Origin of the sequence: Pseudoalteromonas sp. T1lg24 (assembly GCF_002964745.1) — a bacterium.
Taxonomy (GTDB): domain Bacteria; phylum Pseudomonadota; class Gammaproteobacteria; order Enterobacterales; family Alteromonadaceae; genus Pseudoalteromonas; species Pseudoalteromonas spongiae.
In genome coordinates this window covers 1-16,835 of the sequence record NZ_PQCB01000016.1, presented here as the reverse complement: position 1 = coordinate 16,835, position 16,835 = coordinate 1, and the positions used below count along the sequence as shown (strand labels likewise).

Annotated in this window: 14 protein-coding genes and 2 tRNA genes; 11 read left to right on the top strand and 5 right to left on the bottom strand. The window is 41.1% G+C overall.

What is annotated here, in order from left to right; genetic code table 11:
• The first annotated feature begins 52 nt into the window (after positions 1–52).
• The 9 genes from C2M30_RS07425 (at position 53) to nth (ending at position 9,028) form a co-directional block, all read left to right on the top strand.
• Positions 53–129: transfer RNA gene (locus C2M30_RS07425), tRNA-Asn, on the top strand.
• Positions 130–326: 197 nt separating this feature from the next.
• Entirely contained in the window at positions 327–2,258 is a 1,932-nt protein-coding gene (locus C2M30_RS07420; protein WP_105171192.1) for an EAL domain-containing protein, read from the top strand.
• 192 nt (positions 2,259–2,450) lie between these two features.
• Positions 2,451–3,032, top strand: coding sequence for an electron transport complex subunit RsxA (gene rsxA / locus C2M30_RS07415; RefSeq protein WP_010559829.1), 582 nt, complete (start codon positions 2,451–2,453; stop codon positions 3,030–3,032).
• Entirely contained in the window at positions 3,033–3,587 is a 555-nt protein-coding gene (gene rsxB / locus C2M30_RS07410) for an electron transport complex subunit RsxB (protein WP_054980443.1), read from the top strand.
• Positions 3,588–3,596: 9 nt separating this feature from the next.
• Positions 3,597–6,002, top strand: a complete 2,406-nt coding sequence (gene rsxC, locus C2M30_RS07405) for an electron transport complex subunit RsxC (RefSeq protein ID WP_105171191.1) — start codon at positions 3,597–3,599, stop codon at positions 6,000–6,002.
• Position 6,003: 1 nt separating this feature from the next.
• A complete protein-coding gene (gene rsxD / locus C2M30_RS07400) occupies positions 6,004–7,059 on the top strand; it encodes an electron transport complex subunit RsxD (RefSeq protein ID WP_105171190.1) in 1,056 nt (351 codons plus the stop codon).
• On the top strand, positions 7,059–7,697 hold the full coding sequence (gene rsxG, locus C2M30_RS07395) for an electron transport complex subunit RsxG (protein ID WP_105171189.1): 639 nt from the start codon (positions 7,059–7,061) through the stop codon (positions 7,695–7,697). The genes rsxD and rsxG overlap by 1 nt, the downstream gene beginning before the upstream one ends.
• A complete protein-coding gene (locus tag C2M30_RS07390; protein ID WP_054980447.1) occupies positions 7,690–8,388 on the top strand; it encodes an electron transport complex subunit E in 699 nt (232 codons plus the stop codon). The genes rsxG and C2M30_RS07390 overlap by 8 nt, the downstream gene beginning before the upstream one ends.
• 4 nt (positions 8,389–8,392) lie before the next feature.
• Entirely contained in the window at positions 8,393–9,028 is a 636-nt protein-coding gene (nth, locus tag C2M30_RS07385; protein ID WP_105171188.1) for an endonuclease III, read from the top strand.
• A 75-nt stretch (positions 9,029–9,103) separates the two neighbouring features.
• Here nth and C2M30_RS07380 read toward each other — a convergent pair whose 3' ends face one another.
• Together C2M30_RS07380 and C2M30_RS07375 are read right to left on the bottom strand one after the other, a co-directional pair.
• Positions 9,104–10,303, bottom strand: a complete 1,200-nt coding sequence (locus tag C2M30_RS07380; protein WP_199775876.1) for a type III PLP-dependent enzyme — start codon at positions 10,301–10,303, stop codon at positions 9,104–9,106.
• A gap of 393 nt (positions 10,304–10,696) precedes the next feature.
• On the bottom strand, positions 10,697–12,805 hold the full coding sequence (locus tag C2M30_RS07375) for a winged helix-turn-helix domain-containing protein (protein ID WP_105171187.1): 2,109 nt from the start codon (positions 12,803–12,805) through the stop codon (positions 10,697–10,699).
• A gap of 200 nt (positions 12,806–13,005) precedes the next feature.
• Here C2M30_RS07375 and C2M30_RS07370 point away from each other — a divergent pair, with 200 nt between their 5' ends.
• Both C2M30_RS07370 and gloA read left to right on the top strand, forming a co-directional pair.
• Positions 13,006–14,169, top strand: a complete 1,164-nt coding sequence (locus C2M30_RS07370; protein WP_105171186.1) for an alpha/beta hydrolase-fold protein — start codon at positions 13,006–13,008, stop codon at positions 14,167–14,169.
• Between the two features lie 170 nt (positions 14,170–14,339).
• Positions 14,340–14,729, top strand: coding sequence for a lactoylglutathione lyase (gloA, locus tag C2M30_RS07365; protein ID WP_010559821.1), 390 nt, complete (start codon positions 14,340–14,342; stop codon positions 14,727–14,729).
• A 95-nt stretch (positions 14,730–14,824) separates the two neighbouring features.
• Here gloA and C2M30_RS07360 read toward each other — a convergent pair whose 3' ends face one another.
• From C2M30_RS07360 to C2M30_RS07345, 3 genes are all read right to left on the bottom strand, one after another.
• Positions 14,825–15,385, bottom strand: a complete 561-nt coding sequence (locus tag C2M30_RS07360) for a Qnr family pentapeptide repeat protein (protein WP_234004700.1) — start codon at positions 15,383–15,385, stop codon at positions 14,825–14,827.
• A 589-nt stretch (positions 15,386–15,974) separates the two neighbouring features.
• Entirely contained in the window at positions 15,975–16,457 is a 483-nt protein-coding gene (locus C2M30_RS07350; RefSeq protein ID WP_105171185.1) for a prepilin-type N-terminal cleavage/methylation domain-containing protein, read from the bottom strand.
• A 124-nt stretch (positions 16,458–16,581) separates the two neighbouring features.
• Positions 16,582–16,657, bottom strand: a tRNA-Glu gene (locus C2M30_RS07345).
• Positions 16,658–16,835: the final 178 nt, after the last annotated feature.

Sequence of the window (16,835 nt, the reverse complement as noted above, 5' to 3'; positions counted from 1 at the left end):
TCCCCCGTTCGAGTCGGGGAGGGGGAGCCAAAGCACACTACCCTATTGTTGTTCCCCCTTAGCTCAGTTGGTTAGAGCGACGGACTGTTAATCCGCAGGTCCCCCGTTCGAGTCGGGGAGGGGGAGCCAAATCTTATCTTTCTATATAACATTTTATTACCTTTATTAGACTTTTCTTAGAATATAACTTACCATTTCATAAGTGATTTTTTGTATTAGTGACAGAGCTTTGGTCTTGCATAGCTGACAAGTATGCCGGTCTATCGTTGTCCCCTATTTCATTTAATACAATCTACCAATTAATACAGCGTGAGATAAGAAAAACCATGGCAGGATTAACTCGCTTTATTACAATCCAAGTATTTTTTTGCTTGCTAGCAACAGCACTTACTGGATATATGCTTAATTCAGCGTTGCATCAATATGCAAACTCGCAACAATTAAAAGTGCAAAGAGCAATCGACCTTGAACTCTCTCAAGTAACGACTGAGCAAGATATCGAAGCATTCGCAAAGAACATAAAATTACAGTACAACCTTGATAAATTAGTCATTAAAGACAAAGAAAATGAAACTGTTTTCAGCAATCAAGGCAACTTAAACTACCTGCCCTTTTTAGTAAAACACCTACAAAATTACAAACCGTTTATCCGCTCTCAACATGGCGCGGGAAGCGATTTAGGTCTTAAAATCGAGTTTACGCTGCGTCTACAGCAAACCGCTGAAATCGTACAAAATGCATTTTTGATTTTATTTTTAATAATTTTAGTGCTCACCCTAGTGCCTTTTATCACCTTAAAGTTGACTTTAATGCAAGCGTCAAATCGTATGGGCGACGCCATTTCAAATATGGTCGATAAGTACATTGAAAATGACAGTAAAGACGGCAAACTCGACTCATCGCTAGCTGATAACGCAGTGAGCAATATTTTTCCGAGCATTGTTCGCTTAAATGGCTTTTTAAAACGCAAGCAAAAAGACATTGAATCCTCTGCCCTTGATATTAAACGCGAAGCATACAAAGACACGGTAACAGGACTAGGCAACCGTAATTTATTTATTGAGCACTACGAACACCAAATCGAAAACGCCGACAAACCATGTTTCGGTACCCTTGCCGTTATTCGCTGTACCGAATTGAACTTAATAAACCAAACGCGCGGTTATCAGCAAGGCGATGAATACATTAAAGATGTGTCAGATCTCATCACCCAAGCTATTGGCACTTACTCTGGCAGCACCAGTTATCGCTTAAATAGTTCAGACTTCGCAGTACTGTTAATCAACGTACCGATTAAAGAAGCAGAAAAACTTGGCGAAGTACTGCAAAGTAAATTCACTGAATTTCAACAACACGTTGAACTTACCAGTGTCGCAAATACCGGTATTGTGTCTTTTGAAACGGGCAAGCCACTTAGCCCGCTATTGGCGCAAGTAGATACTGCTCTTAGCCTTGCGCAAAGTAAAACTACAAATGGCTACCATATTCAAAAAGAAAGCGACATTATTGATAATGTTTCAGCAAGTTTTGGTAATCAAAATTGGCGTCAAGTAATTGATGATGTATTAAACAACAATCGCATTCAGCTAATGATCCAAACCATTATGCCAACCAGTCGTAGTGCTAAGGCCTACTCTGAGATATTCGCGCGTTTTAAAACGTCTGACGAACACATTTTGCCGACCTCTTCGTTCTTAGCAATGAGTGAAAAACTCAATCAACACGCACATGTGGACCGTCTTGTTATCGAAGAAGCAATTAATGCAATTAAAACGCGTAACTTGAACGACCAGTTTTTCGGGGTTAACGTATCGGCGAAAAGCGCTCACGACGAGCAGTTTTCGATTTGGCTTGAACGTCGCTTACTAAAAGATAATGCCATTGCCGCCAAATTAATTTTTGAAGTGAGTGAATTCGGTTTACAGCAAAATGTTAAAGCATCAAAACGCTTTATTGATATGATCCACCGTGTAGGTGCGCGTATTACCGTTGAACGTTTTGGTGTTGGCTTAACCTCATTTAAGTTTTTCCGCGATTTAAAACCTGATTTTATCAAAATGGATGCAACCTACACGCGCGGTTTAGAAGAAGATAAAAACAACCAGTACTTTATGCGTTTAATGGTTGATTTGGCCCACCGCATTGGCGTTACAGTACTTGCCGAAGGGGTCGAAAGCCAAGAAGAAAAACACATTATTGAACAACTGTGTTTAGATGGTGCACAAGGCTATTACATCGAAAAGCCGAAAGAGATTTAATTTACACCATTTAAAAAGGGGCTTTATCGCCCCTTTTTAACGCCACAATTACCTTTTGTTTAAATTTCACACTAAACTCCCCCACACTACTTTAACAATTGAAACTGAATGAGATTTGTTTAGCGGAATAAGTTGAGCTTTAATCCGAAAATTTGGATAATAAGCGTCAAATGTAGCGCATATAAGATTTCAATGACCGAATACCTACTGTTACTCATTGCCACAGTATTAGTAAACAACTTTGTTTTGGTACAATTTTTAGGCCTGTGCCCGTTTATGGGTGTGTCTGGCAAGCTGGATACCGCAATTGGTATGTCTCTTGCGACCACTTTTGTACTCACTTTGGCATCAGTCACCAGTTACCTCGTAAATCAATATATTCTTATACCGCTAGAGCTCACTTTTCTGCGCACTATGAGCTTTATTTTAGTGATCGCAGTTGTTGTGCAATTTACCGAAATGGTGGTACGTAAAACCAGCCCGACACTGTATCGCTTGCTGGGTATATTTTTACCGTTAATCACCACAAACTGTGCGGTACTTGGCGTAGCGCTATTAAACACCCGTGAGCAACACTCATTTTTACAATCGGCAATTTACGGCTTTGGCGCCGCAGTCGGTTTTTCATTGGTACTTGTTTTATTTGCCGCAATGCGCGAGCGTTTAGCGGCAGCAGACGTGCCAGCCCCATTTAAAGGCGCGTCTATCGCCATGATCACAGCCGGTTTAATGTCGTTGGCATTTCTTGGCTTCACCGGACTGGTAAAACTGTAAATGACTTTATTCTACGCCCTACTCGCCTTAGGCGGTTTAGCGCTGTTATTTGGCGCAATTCTTGGCTTTGCCGCAATTCGCTATAAAATTGAAGGCAACCCTATCGTCGAACAAATCGATGAAATACTACCGCAAACGCAATGCGGTCAGTGTGGCTACCCAGGCTGTCGCCCTTATGCAGAAGCCATTGCTAATGGTGATGACGTTAACAAGTGCCCACCGGGGGGCGAAGCCACAGTACAAAAGCTCGCAGATTTAATGGGAGTTGAAGCCAAACCGCTTGCTGGCGGCGAAGAAAAAGAACCGATTAAAACAGTTGCCTACATTCGAGAAGATGAATGTATTGGCTGTACTAAATGCATTCAAGCATGTCCTGTTGATGCCATTGTCGGCGCAACACGCCAAATGCACACGGTATTAATTGACGAATGTACAGGGTGCGATCTGTGCGTTGAACCTTGTCCGGTAGACTGCATCGACATGGTGCCAGTTAAAACCACAAGTAAAAACTGGAAATGGGACTTACAAGCCATTCCAGTAACAAATATCGATTAGAGGTTGTTGGTGGAATCTATTTTAGAACAAATTGAACGTGGTAAGCTTTGGTCGATTCCGGGCGGTGTACACCCTGCCCCGAATAAAGCGAGTTCAACACAACAACCAATTAAGCGCTTACCGTTACCTGAAAGTTTAACTATTCCGCTTAAGCAACACATTGGCGATAACGGACGTTTGCTCGTTAAAACGGGTGATCGTGTATTAAAAGGTCAAGCCTTAACCGAGCCCGCAGGCCACTGGAGCGTACCTGTACACGCGCCAACCTCTGGTACTATCAGCGAAATCGCGATGAAGCCAACCACACACCCAAGTGCATTGCCTGAGCCGAGTGTAGTATTACTGCCAGATGGTCAAGACACATGGTGTGAACTATCTCCATGGCCTGACTTTTATGCCAAATCTGACCAAGAGATTGTAACCCGTATTCACAATGCCGGTATCAGTGGTATGGGCGGTGCGGGTTTTCCTGCGTATGTTAAAGCCCAACCTAAAAATGAAATTGAATTTCTAATCATTAACGGTGTTGAATGCGAGCCATATATCAGCGCCGATGACATGCTGATGCGTGAGCATGCTAGCGAGTTAATAAAAGGCATTGAGGTATTACGCAAACTTTATCAGCCAACCAAAATTTTAATTGGTATTGAAGACGATAAGCCTGAAGCGATCGCAGCACTGAAAAAAGCGTGTGAAAATGACCACTATACGCAAGTATGCCCGGTGCCAACTAAATACCCATCGGGCGGTGAAAAGCAACTTATTCAACTGTTAACGTCAAAGCACGTACCACAAGGTGGGATCCCATCTGATATTGGTATGGTGGTGCATAATGTCGGTACTATTTTCGCTATTTATCAGGCCATATACGAAGGTAAGCCGCTTATTGAGCGTGTTGTAACGGTGACGGGTGAAACAATTTCAACACCGGGTAATGTTTGGAGTTTACTCGGTACACCAATCAAGTTCTTGCTCGAGCAAAGCGGTTTTCAGCCACAGCAGTGGCAACGTGTAATTATGGGCGGTCCAATGATGGGCTTTACCTTACCGAGCGTACGCCTTCCAATAATAAAAACCAGTAACTGCGTGCTCGCGCCGAGCGAACATGAAATGCCGATGCCCGGTGAAGAAAAAGCCTGTATTCGCTGCAGTGCGTGCGCCGACGCCTGCCCTGCTACACTACTACCACAGCAACTACAATGGTTTGCCAAAAGTAAAGAATACGACAAGTTAGAAGAACATAACTTATTTGACTGTATTGAATGCGGTGCGTGTGCCTATGTGTGTCCAAGTGAAATTCCGCTGGTGCAATATTACCGTGTTGCCAAGGCTGAAATTCGTCAAGAGCGCGAAGATAAGATTAAAGCGGAACGTGCCAAAGAACGTTTTGAAGCACGTAATGAGCGTTTGAAGCGCGAACAAGAAGAACGCCAAAACCGACATAAACGCGCGGCAACACGAACGAACGATGACGCTAAGTCTAAAGTTGAAGAAGCCTCGAAACGAGTTTCATCAAATGATAAAAGTGCAGCTGTTCAAGCCGCTTTAGCGCGCGCTAAAGCAAAACGTTCAGATAATGGTGAGCCAGATAATTCTGAAATGGCAAAGCTGCGTGAAGAGCGAAAAGCACAAGCTCGCGCATATAAAGAAGAAAAACCAGCAGCGACAAGTAAAGACAGTAAAAAAGATGCCGTTGCAGCTGCAATAGCACGTGCAAAAGCGAAAAAAGCTGAGCAAACAAACGAGCAAGATGTAAAAGATAATACGAGCGACCCGCGTAAAGCAGCCGTCGCCGCAGCAATAGCTCGCGCCAAAGCTAAAAAAGAAGCGAAAGGTTCCGATGACGCTGCCAATAATAGCGCTACTATTGATACGGACACATCGAGCGATAACGATCCACGTAAAGCAGCTGTTGCCGCTGCTATTGCTCGTGCAAAGGCTAAAAAGGCTGCACAGCAGGCTGAAGAACCATCAACTGAAGCGCTAGATGAAACCAAAACTCAAGACGCAAGCGAAAGCACCGCTGATGATCCACGTAAAGCCGCTGTTGCCGCTGCTATTGCTCGTGCAAAAGCCAAAAAGGCAGCAAAGCAGGCTGAAGAATCATCAGTTGAAGCGCTTGACGAAACCAAAGCTCAAGACGCAAACGAAAGCGCCGATGATGATCCGCGTAAAGCCGCAGTCGCTGCCGCTATTGCTCGTGCTAAAGCTAAAAAAGCAGCCAAGCAAGCGGCTGAGCAAAACGACATACCACAATCTAACGATAACGATGTGGAGCAACAAGATAACCTAGCTGCAGTTGAGACAACTGAGAAACCAAAGCTCGATGCTGAAGCGAAGAAAAAGGCAGCGATAGCCGCTGCAATCGCAAAGGCTAAAGCCAAAAAAGCGCAACAAGATAAAGGGTCGGAATAACGTGCAATTATCCTTAAGCAGCTCGCCACACAAACACAGCCATAAGTCGCTCGGTGCGCTTATGCTCAAAGTTGCCTTTGCAGCAAGCCTAGGCATTGCCTGTCAGGCTTACTTTTTTGGCTTTGGTGTAATTATTCAATTATTGCTAGCAATTATCACGGCAATTGCGGCCGAAGCCTTTGTGCTAAAACTACGCAAGCGTAATGTAAAATCAGCGCTAAGCGATTATAGCGCGGTACTTACTGCCGTGTTACTTGCAATCAGTATACCGCCGCTTGCGCCTTGGTGGGTGATTGTTATTGGTACCGCATTTGCCATTATTTTCGTTAAACAACTGTATGGTGGCCTTGGTTTTAATTTATTTAACCCAGCGATGGCAGGCTATGTGCTGTTGTTGATTTCATTTCCGGTGCAAATGACAACATGGTCGCCTCCCATTGAACTTGCATTTAATCAACATACCTTGTTAGATGAAATTAGCGTGATCTTTACCGGCATAACCCAAAGCGGACTCACAACAGAGCAGTTAAGACTCGGCGTAGATGGCGTGTCTATGGCAACCCCTCTCGATACGCTAAAAATTAGTCTTAGCAAAGGGCTCACTACTTCAGAAAGTTTGCAAAACCCAATTTTTGGCGAACTTGCTGGTATTGGTTGGCAATGGGTTAATCTAGCATACCTATTAGGCGGCATTTATTTATTAAAAGCGCGGGTTATTAACTGGCATATTCCAGTAAGCTTTTTAGCTAGCCTTGCAATTTGTGCCAGCATTGGTGTGATGTTTCACCCAGGTGTTAGTACTGGCCCTGTGCTTCATTTATTTAGTGGCGCAACCATGCTAGCGGCATTTTTTATTGCCACCGATCCGGTGTCTGCATCAACAACGAATAAAGGCCGTTTAATTTACGGTGCCTTAATTGGCCTACTGGTTTACCTTATTCGTACTTATGGTGGATACCCTGACGCTGTTGCGTTTTCAGTATTGTTACTCAATATGGCGGTGCCTTTAATTGACTTCTACACGCAGCCAAAAGTGTATGGCGCTAAGGAGCAATAATGTTATCTAAATCAATTTCTAAAAACGCACTAATTTTAGGCGCGTTTGCGATTGCCAGCACTGCGGTAGTAACCCTAACTTACATCGCAACTAAGCCTGCAATTGAACACAATAAACAGCAAAAACTAATGACAACATTAGGCCAAGTTATTAGTGAAAATGACTACGACAACACACTTTATTTAGACTGTGCGCAGATTAAAGAAGATTATTTAAATCACGCGAGTGTTACCAAAGTGTATCGTGCTAAAAGTGGTGATAAGCCAGTCGCGGTGGTCCTGCAATCAACCGCACCAGATGGTTACAGTGGTAATATTGAAATTCTTTCTGCCATTTATATTGATGGCACAATAGCTGGTGTACGTGTTATTGAACACAAGGAAACGCCAGGGCTTGGTGATAAGGTAGAAATTCGTCGCTCAGACTGGATAACCAGTTTTGATGGCAAACGCCCTACTTCAATTAAAGATACGTCATGGGCAGTAAAAAAGGATGGTGGTCAATTTGATGCATTTACAGGTGCAACAATAACGCCTCGCGCCGTGATTAATGCCGTTAAACGTGCAAGTCTTTATACCCAAAATCAGCATCAAGCACTGTTTAATCAAGATAATTTATGCGGAGTAAATAATGACTGAACAACTGCGCGATATAATTAACCAAGGACTGTGGAAAAATAACCCAGCATTGGTACAACTGCTTGGTTTATGCCCATTACTGGCAGTATCGGCGACCGTAACCAATGCGCTTGGTTTAGGATTAGCCACTTTGTTTGTATTGTTAGGGTCAAACGTCACCGTAGCAATAGTACGAGAATGGGTTCCAAAAGAAATTCGCATTCCGGTATTTGTGATGATCATCGCAGCCTTTGTAACCATGATTGAACTATTAATGAATGCTTTTAGTCACGAGCTGTACTTATCACTGGGTATTTTCATTCCATTAATCGTTACTAACTGCGCCATTATTGGTCGCGCCGAAGCATTTGCCTCTAAAAATTCAGTGCCTCTTGCAGCATTTGATGGTTTGATGATGGGACTCGGTTTTTTAGCTGTGTTAGTGCTATTAGGCGCGATGCGCGAATTATTAGGCCAAGGTACTTTATTTGATGGTGCACATTTACTGCTGGGTGACTGGGCAAAAGTGTTACGCATTGAAATAATGCAAACCGAAACAAAGTTTTTACTTGCGATTCTATCGCCAGGTGCTTTCTTAGGCATGGGCTTGCTTATTGCGTTAAAAAATTACATTGACGCCAAACAGCAATCACAACAAGACGAACCAATTACTGAAAAAGCGCCACGCGCACGTGTAACAAGCCTGGACTAAGCACATGAATAAAACAAAACGTCGCGAAATATTAGAGCGTTTACGCGCAGACAATCCAGAGCCTAAATCAGAATTAGAATACTCAAATCCGTTTGAATTATTGGTTGCAGTTACGTTATCAGCTCAAGCAACTGACGTTGGCGTAAATAAAGCAACACGTAAGCTATTTCCCGTAGCCAATACGCCAGAATCCATTGTTGCATTAGGCGTTGAAGGCCTCAAAGAATACATAAAAACCATTGGCCTTTATAACTCAAAAGCTAACAATGTTTATAAACTTAGCCAAATATTAATTGAAAAGCATAACAGCCAAGTACCTGAAAGTTTAGAGGCGTTAGTTGCCCTACCCGGTGTTGGCCGCAAAACTGCAAATGTTGTTTTAAACTGTGCTTTTGGTTGGCCAACAATTGCAGTCGACACCCATATTTTCCGTGTATCAAACCGTACTAAATTCGCCATGGGTAAAGACGTTGATGCAGTAGAAGCAAAACTAGAAAAAGTAGTGCCCGCCGAATTTAAAGTAGACGTGCACCACTGGCTTATTCTGCACGGCCGTTATGTGTGTGTAGCGCGAAAGCCCAAATGCGGCAGCTGTTTAATTGAAGACCTGTGTGAATTTAAAGATAAGATTGATTTGTAGTTCAGGTGTATTTAATAAAATAAAAAGGGCATTTAAAATGCCCTTTTTTGCGAGTATTTCACGTAAATAAAGTGATTAAGCACTTACAACGAGGTTGGTGCTCTCAACTTCATTTAATACCACAGTAGCTGCGCGCTTAAAGAAGTTAAAATCTGTTGCCGTACATGAAGTATATGCGCCCATCATAGTTGAGATAATAAGGTCACCATTTTCCAGTTTAGGTAACATAATCTCTTCACGGATCACATCAATGCTGTCGCATGTTGGACCTGCAAGTACCGACATAAAACGCTCACCGGTTGTTTGCGCTGAATCAATTTGATATTTAGCTTCGTCAAACATTAAACCGCTAAACGAGCCGTATAAGCCGTCATCCAAGTAATACCATGTTTTGCCGCCACGTACCGCTTGCCCCATTACCGAAGCAATATTGGTTACTGCCGTTGCCACAATAAAACGCCCAGGTTCTGCAATCACGCGTACTGTTTCTGGTAATTGTGCTAATGCATTACGAATAGGTGCACAAAAGTCAGCAATATTTGGCACTTCTGGTGTGTATTTCACAGGGAAACCACCACCAATATCAAGTGTACTCAGTGCAGGTAAACCCGCATCAATTACCGCCAACATTATGTGATGGCATTTGGTAATCGCATCGGCATATTTCACACCACTTTTGGTTTGTGAGCCAACATGGAACGATAGCCCTTTAATGCGAATACCTAAATCAAATGCATGTTGAATGAGTGTTATAGCATCTTCAGGTAAGCAACCGAATTTTTTCGATAAGTCTGCCAATACCTCAGGGTTTGGAAAGCTAACGCGCACCAATAACTCAACTTGATCTTTGTATTTTTCAAACTTATCAATTTCGTTGACGTTATCAACCACAAACACATTGCAGCCATACGCAAGTGCATGTGAAATATCAATATCACGCTTAATTGGGTGCGTTTGAATTGTACGCTCGCTCGGTACACCGACCGATTGTACAAGGTCAACTTCACCGTTTGTTGCTAAATCAAAATACGCACCTTCCGCAAGCAACGTAGTTACAACAGCTGGGTGTGGTAATGGCTTTAGCGCATAGTGCAAATCAACATTCGGTAATGCGGCCTGTAACGCACGATATTGTGTTCTGATCAGATCACAATCTAGCACCATAAGCGGTGAACCAAATTGAGCAACTAATTGTTCAGCTTGTGGTTTTTCAATTACTAAACCGTGACAAGCATCAACATTGGTAATAGGGGCCATTACAGGTGTTAAAGACATAGCGATTCTCCGAGCAGTGTCGATAAAACTAAACTAATCAAATAAACTCATTATGAGTTCGAGCGAGTTAAACATACTTAAACATTCAAGTTCACTCTTGGATAGTTGCTCTATCGCCTTGCTGCAATAAATTGCAATGTACTCGGATTGGCTATCAACAAGAAGCGTGCGAATAATAAATCAGATTTTTTTAGATGCAATCTTTTTTTATTAAAATTTAATAAAAATATTTAAAATGAATTTAAAACTTTAAATATCAATTATCTATGGCGTTTTATAAAAAGTAATAATCAAGCGTACTCAGATCAATCGTAATGCTTCGCGCGTAGTAACATTTAACGCGGTTTAATTAAGGGAACTGCTATTTAGCGTTATTTGCAGAACCCTATTTAATTAAAGTGTGCGATAAATATCGCCTTCCCTACTCGCCATATCGCTCAATAATATTTTACCTTTACTTACATCAAAGCTCTTAAATTGATGTAAACGTAGCTTATTAACCGGCTGAGTGTTATCTAACGGCCTAATATTTAAATATTCACCACTTTCTTCTGTCGTCACAAAATAAACAATGCCATTGTCAATTTTTGCATGATAGAACTCAGTCGGTAATGCAAATTCAGTACTTGTTAGTTGCGTCTCATGTAACGCTAAATTGGTATCAACGCGATAAATAAGATTACTGTTATGCTCGATTAAGTAGTTTAAATGCGGGTTTTCGCTGTCGTGTAAACTATATGTCCAACGTTCAGATCGTTTACTTTTACCCTCTTTACTTAAATCCAGTAACTGCAATTCAGGTATGCCATTTTTCACTATGGTTAAACCAAGTTGGCCGTCGCTATGCCAGTCCATAGCAATAAATGGATGCTCACTTTCATGAAGTAAAAATGAATGCGATAGCGATGTTAACGTTTCGCCATTAAGTAAATCTAATGGTAAGTAATAGACCTGATTATTAACACCCAATGCTAACTGCTGATCATCGGTTGAAATTGCTATACTGTTAATTGAGTAGTTGGCATTAAAGTTTGAAACAGGCTCGACCATTTGAGAGTCTGGATTTACTCGATAAATTTGCATACGCCCACTTCGCTTTGATGCAAACAAATAATGATTATTAAAATGAAGTAGCGCAGGCGCAAAATCTGCAACCGTAGAGTTGTATAATGCACTTTCCTTTACGCCCCCAAGCCAACGCAAGTTAACCGCGTTTAGGCTTGTAGCAAATAGTAAGTTATTATTGGGTAAGCGCTTGATACGATATGACAGTGCCTCATTGCTATCGACAACACGTTCAATGTTATTTCCGTTAAAATCACTTTGTACTATTTGCTGTGTGTTGGCGTCTGAAAAATAATAAAGTTTACTTGAATCGTGATGCCAAATTGCTTCATAGGCTGGTCGACTAAACTTAATGCCAACCTCGGTTTTGTGGGTGGTTAAGTTAAGCGCTAAAAGTTGCGTTTTATGGTCATTATCGGTGCTCATAATTAAGAGCTTTTCGCCATTCGGTGAAATATCAATGTGGTGATGCCCCCAACCTTTTGGCTCTGGCTGCGGTAAAATTTGGTGTGTTTTAGTTTTTATATCAAATGAGTATATTTGATTGGGCCAAAAATTTTGGGGCTGAGCGGTATAATAAATCACATTGTGCTGATGATGATAATCCAGATCTTTTATGCGCTTATCACTGCAATCAAATAGCTGCTCTGTTTGTTTGCTGAATGCCGACTTATTTGGCGCTATCGATACATTCGCTTGATAGACACCACACTGGCTTTGCGTCTTATCCAAGTAAATAATTTTGGCATTATCCGCCGTATTTGTATCGATTACCGAGATTATCTCACTTATCGATGTATCTAATTTAACCCGCTGTGTTAACAAGGATTCGGTATCTTTAAACCACAATTGCGATTGGCTACGGTCATCGTTTTGTTTAATAAAGAAAAGTTGACGGTTATTGGCATGCATATAATGGTATTGTTCAATTCCCGGCACACGGGTAAGCGGCATTGCCGCGCGCAATGAAGCCTCATTTTTAGGCCATATTGTTGACCATAAAATAACGATTATTACCACAAAAAGCACCACACTTGCACTCACAAAAAGCCATCGATCAGTATGTGAAGCAATAACACTTGGTAAAGTCGAGTTGCTTAGTACGTTTTGATTTTGTGTTGGCTGATAAAGTGACACATCACAAACAAAGCGATAGCCCCTTTTAGGAACTGTTTGAATATATCGTGGGCTTTTCGCGTTATCACCCAACGCCTTTCGCAAGTTACCAATAAGCTTATTTATTGCATTATCTGTCACTAACGAACCAGCCCATAAATGGTTAAGCAGATCGTCTCGGGTTAAAATTTCATTCGGTTTTGCAATAAATAAAGCTAGTAACTCAAACAGTTTAGGTTCTAACGTCACATCTGACTGACCGTTTAATGTTAATAAACGTGCCTGTTTAGCATCAAAAATAAACTCGCCAAATTGGATCATAACCTTTTAAAACTAAAGAAATATAACGGCTAATAACTCTATCATAGCGATGATACAAATAAATACTATTAGACTATAAAACATTGAAAAAACGAGTAAATTCACTTTTTCGTCACTTTTTTTCCTAACAATTTCATTCTTTAATTCAATCACTACGGCATGCTACAGGAAATTATAAAAACCACGTTAGGAAAAAACTTATGCGTAACCCAATCTTTTTTATCTGCGCTTTAATGATTTTATTTACAACAAGCATTTGTGCAAAAGTAAGAGGTGAAGCCAAGCTGGACGGCCTTTATTCAACGATTTTATCTGAACAGCGTGAGTTGTTAGTCCATCTGCCAAATAGTTATGGGTTAAATGCAACGCAACGTTATCCCGTACTTTTTTTAACCGACGGGCTGCGAAACTTTAACCATGTTTCTGGTACGCTTGATCTACTCAATCAATCTCACGAAGCCCAAGCGATGATTGTGGTGGCTATTAAAAATACACATCGCACACGTGATTTAACACCAACTTACAATGAAAGTTTCAACCAATGGGGGATTTCCGGCGGTGCTGATAAATTTCTCAGCTTTATCGAAAAAGAACTTATTCCGCACATTGACAAACAGTATCGTACCAGCGACTTTAGAGTACTCTCTGGCCACTCGCTTGGTGGGTTATTTTCAATTTATGCACTGCATACTAAACCACAATTATTCCAAGCATATTTTGCCTTTAGCCCAAGCTTATGGTGGCATGATGGTGTCATGGTTCAATCGGCAAAACAGTTTTATATCAATAACAACAATTTAAATCGTTATTTATACCTAAATTTAGCCGATGAAGACGGCCAAATGCTAACTTCATACGAAGAATATTTAACGATTATTGAACAACATAAACCACAAGGCTTTCACTATCATAGCGATATTAATACGCGTGAAAACCACAGCACTTCAGCAATGGTAGGCAATAATATTGCACTGACAAATTTATACCGCTTATTACAATGCGACAGTAAAGCGCTAGCCAAAGGTATCGACGCTATAAAGAGTTGTTTTTCAGAACTATCTCAACGTTACGATGCACAGCTACAACCTAATTACACAGCTTACAGTAATGCAGCGCACGCGGCGCAAAAAAGTGGTGCTACAGCAAACACAATCGATATTTACCGTGCGGCAATTAAGCAGTTTCCTTATATCTCAGACGCATACTTTCGTTTAGCATATGTCTATCACTCAACGAATCAAAATGAAAAAGCGCTTGAAACCATTAACAAAGCCTTGAGCGTTAGCGAGCAAGAAAATGCAGAAAACAACAAAATAAAAGCGTTGCGCGATTTTATTGTAAATAATTTAAAAGCAGCCAAATAAGCTAGCCTTGCTCCGGCGCTAGCAATTTATTTAAAGGCTTTGTCCGCAAAGCCTTTAAAAATACTGTTCTGAGCCCAATAATCTATAACAGTAAATTCCTTTTTTACGCCTAACAATCAGCAACAATTTTGTTAAGCGTAAAAATATAAAACCTGTTTATAGGGGCACATATGCGTTTGTTACACACCATGATCCGTGTTGCGGATTTAGATAAGTCTGTTGAGTTTTATACCAAAGTACTCGGTATGAAAGAGCTGCGACGGTCTGAAAATACTGAGTACCGTTATACATTGGCATTTGTTGGTTATGGCGACGAAAAAGACAATGCGGTTATTGAGTTAACCTACAACTGGGATACCGACAGCTACGATCATGGCAATGCATTTGGTCACTTAGCCATTGAATATGATGACATTTACGCTGCGTGCGAAGAGATCAAAGCGCTAGGTGGTGTTGTATCGCGCGAGCCAGGCCCCGTAAAGGGCGGCACAACTGAAATTGCCTTTGTCAAAGACCCTGATGGTTACTCTATTGAACTAATACAAAATAAATTTAAGTAGTAGCCAATTGGCTATCGGTTAGCTCACGAAAATCACTGAGCTAACCAAACCAACAGATATAGTCTTGTGTTACACCACCACTGCGCCTAAGTAGTTTAGCAATGACGCTTGTGCCATGGGTTAATTTTAAAACCCGTCAAATCCACTCGACGGGGATCTAATCCACCTAAATCGATATCGGTCAGATCGCAGCCCGTTAACTTAAATTGTCGCCAACTTTCCGGTGAAAATTCACCGCCACTCAGATCCGAGCCAGACAAAGACGCATCTTGTAAATTAGCGCCAATCCAGCGGTTATTATTGAGCTTACATTTTTCAATGCATTGATTATCGAAATTCGCATACGATAAATTGCAGTTAGTCATTTCAACACTACAAAAATAGTTTCGGTATGATATTTGATTTGCAAAACTCGTTCTGAAAAAGTCCGCGCCTTTGAGATCACAATGATTAAACTTAGCACCAAAACAATTTGCACCAATAAACGAGCAAAGAGACAACTGACAACTGACAACTGACAACTGACAACTAATAAACTGAACATCTTGCAATTTGGCATATGAAAAATCACACCCTATTTCATCGCCTTGCTCTATAAATACACACTCAATAAATTGCGTATCTTGCAGTTGTGTACGTGAAAAGTTGCAGCGCAAAAAATGACATTGATTAGGGTCTGTTGACCTTTCAAGTTCGTTTTTGCAGCAGTTTAATTAGGTTTTATACAAGGCAGAGGCTGCGTGGCATAGTTATTCTATGTGAGTCAGCCGATAACACAGTAGAAAAGCCAATCAAGCGCTGCCGAATGGTTCTTTTGAGCGCACTTTTCTCATTGTTGCTCGATATTTGCTTAGATTACTAGGCCACACATCGAGCGCCGCGATAAAAGCACGCTCAAAAAGAACAAAAATAGAACAGCAAAGGTCAACAGACCCTAAACACACTATGAGTTAAATCTTGTTGAGAGAAATCTTTTTCAATATAAGTCTGCTGTTCAAACATGCCGTTGTCCATTAATTTAATTAGCGGCAGATTAACATTAGAGAAAGATTATTCAATAAAAATAACTCTCTAAAATACAACAACTTAAAACAGCTCAAATCTGGATTTTAAGACACCTATTTAACGTCTGGAAGCAATAAAATAATTCAAGCCAAGAAACCGAGCTGAAAAATAATTTATGCGCTTAAAAGCGATTCTAGCGTTGATTTAAAAAATTAATTAACGGTTGGCTTTATTTAATTATTAACAACCAGTAAGTACTTGTTGATACACAGGTGGCGTGTTGGCTGATGCGGCTTGGGTATAACGAAAATAGCAATTATCATCGCTTATTTGCGTATCTCCATCAAAATCCCAACCAATATAGGTGAATCTAATACCTTGATATTGGATCTGCAGATCGTCTGATAAGTTAATGCGCTTCTCAATATCTGTGTTATCCAAGTAGCCCCACATTAGTCGCGTCTCAAACGAGCCGTTATTATCAAGATCAACGTCGAAGAGATCAGGTCGCCCGGGAACGGCTTGTGTTGAGTAGCTTTTCATTAAAGATTTGTAGTGAACAAGATCATTGGCTTGTTCAACGCTTACTTGTATTTGATTGATTACTTCACTACGCGCATCACTCGAGAGTCCCATAAACCTTGGCATAGCAGTAACAGCTAATACACCGAGTATTACAATGACAATAATCAATTCTATAAGCGTAAATCCATGTGATTTCATAACAGCGTTAAATCAATAAGAACTTGGACGTTTATAATATAGCAATTATCTGATAATTCGAAATTAAATGAGGGGTTACTTGATTTAGATACAAAGAAATTAAGAAGAGCAAATTAAGAATAAGTGGCGTCCCCTAGGGGATTCGAACCCCTGTTACCGCCGTGAAAGGGCGGTGTCCTAGGCCTCTAGACGAAGGGGACGCAGTATCTTTAAGATAATGTGTCACTAGGACTGGTTATTTACACTCTTACCATACGAGCTTTTAATGACTCACCGCACTCTTTTAACACTAAGCTTAAAAGCAAGTGGCGTCCCCTAGGGGATTCGAACCCCTGTTACCGCCGTGAAAGGGCGGTGTCCTAGGCCTCTAGACGAAGG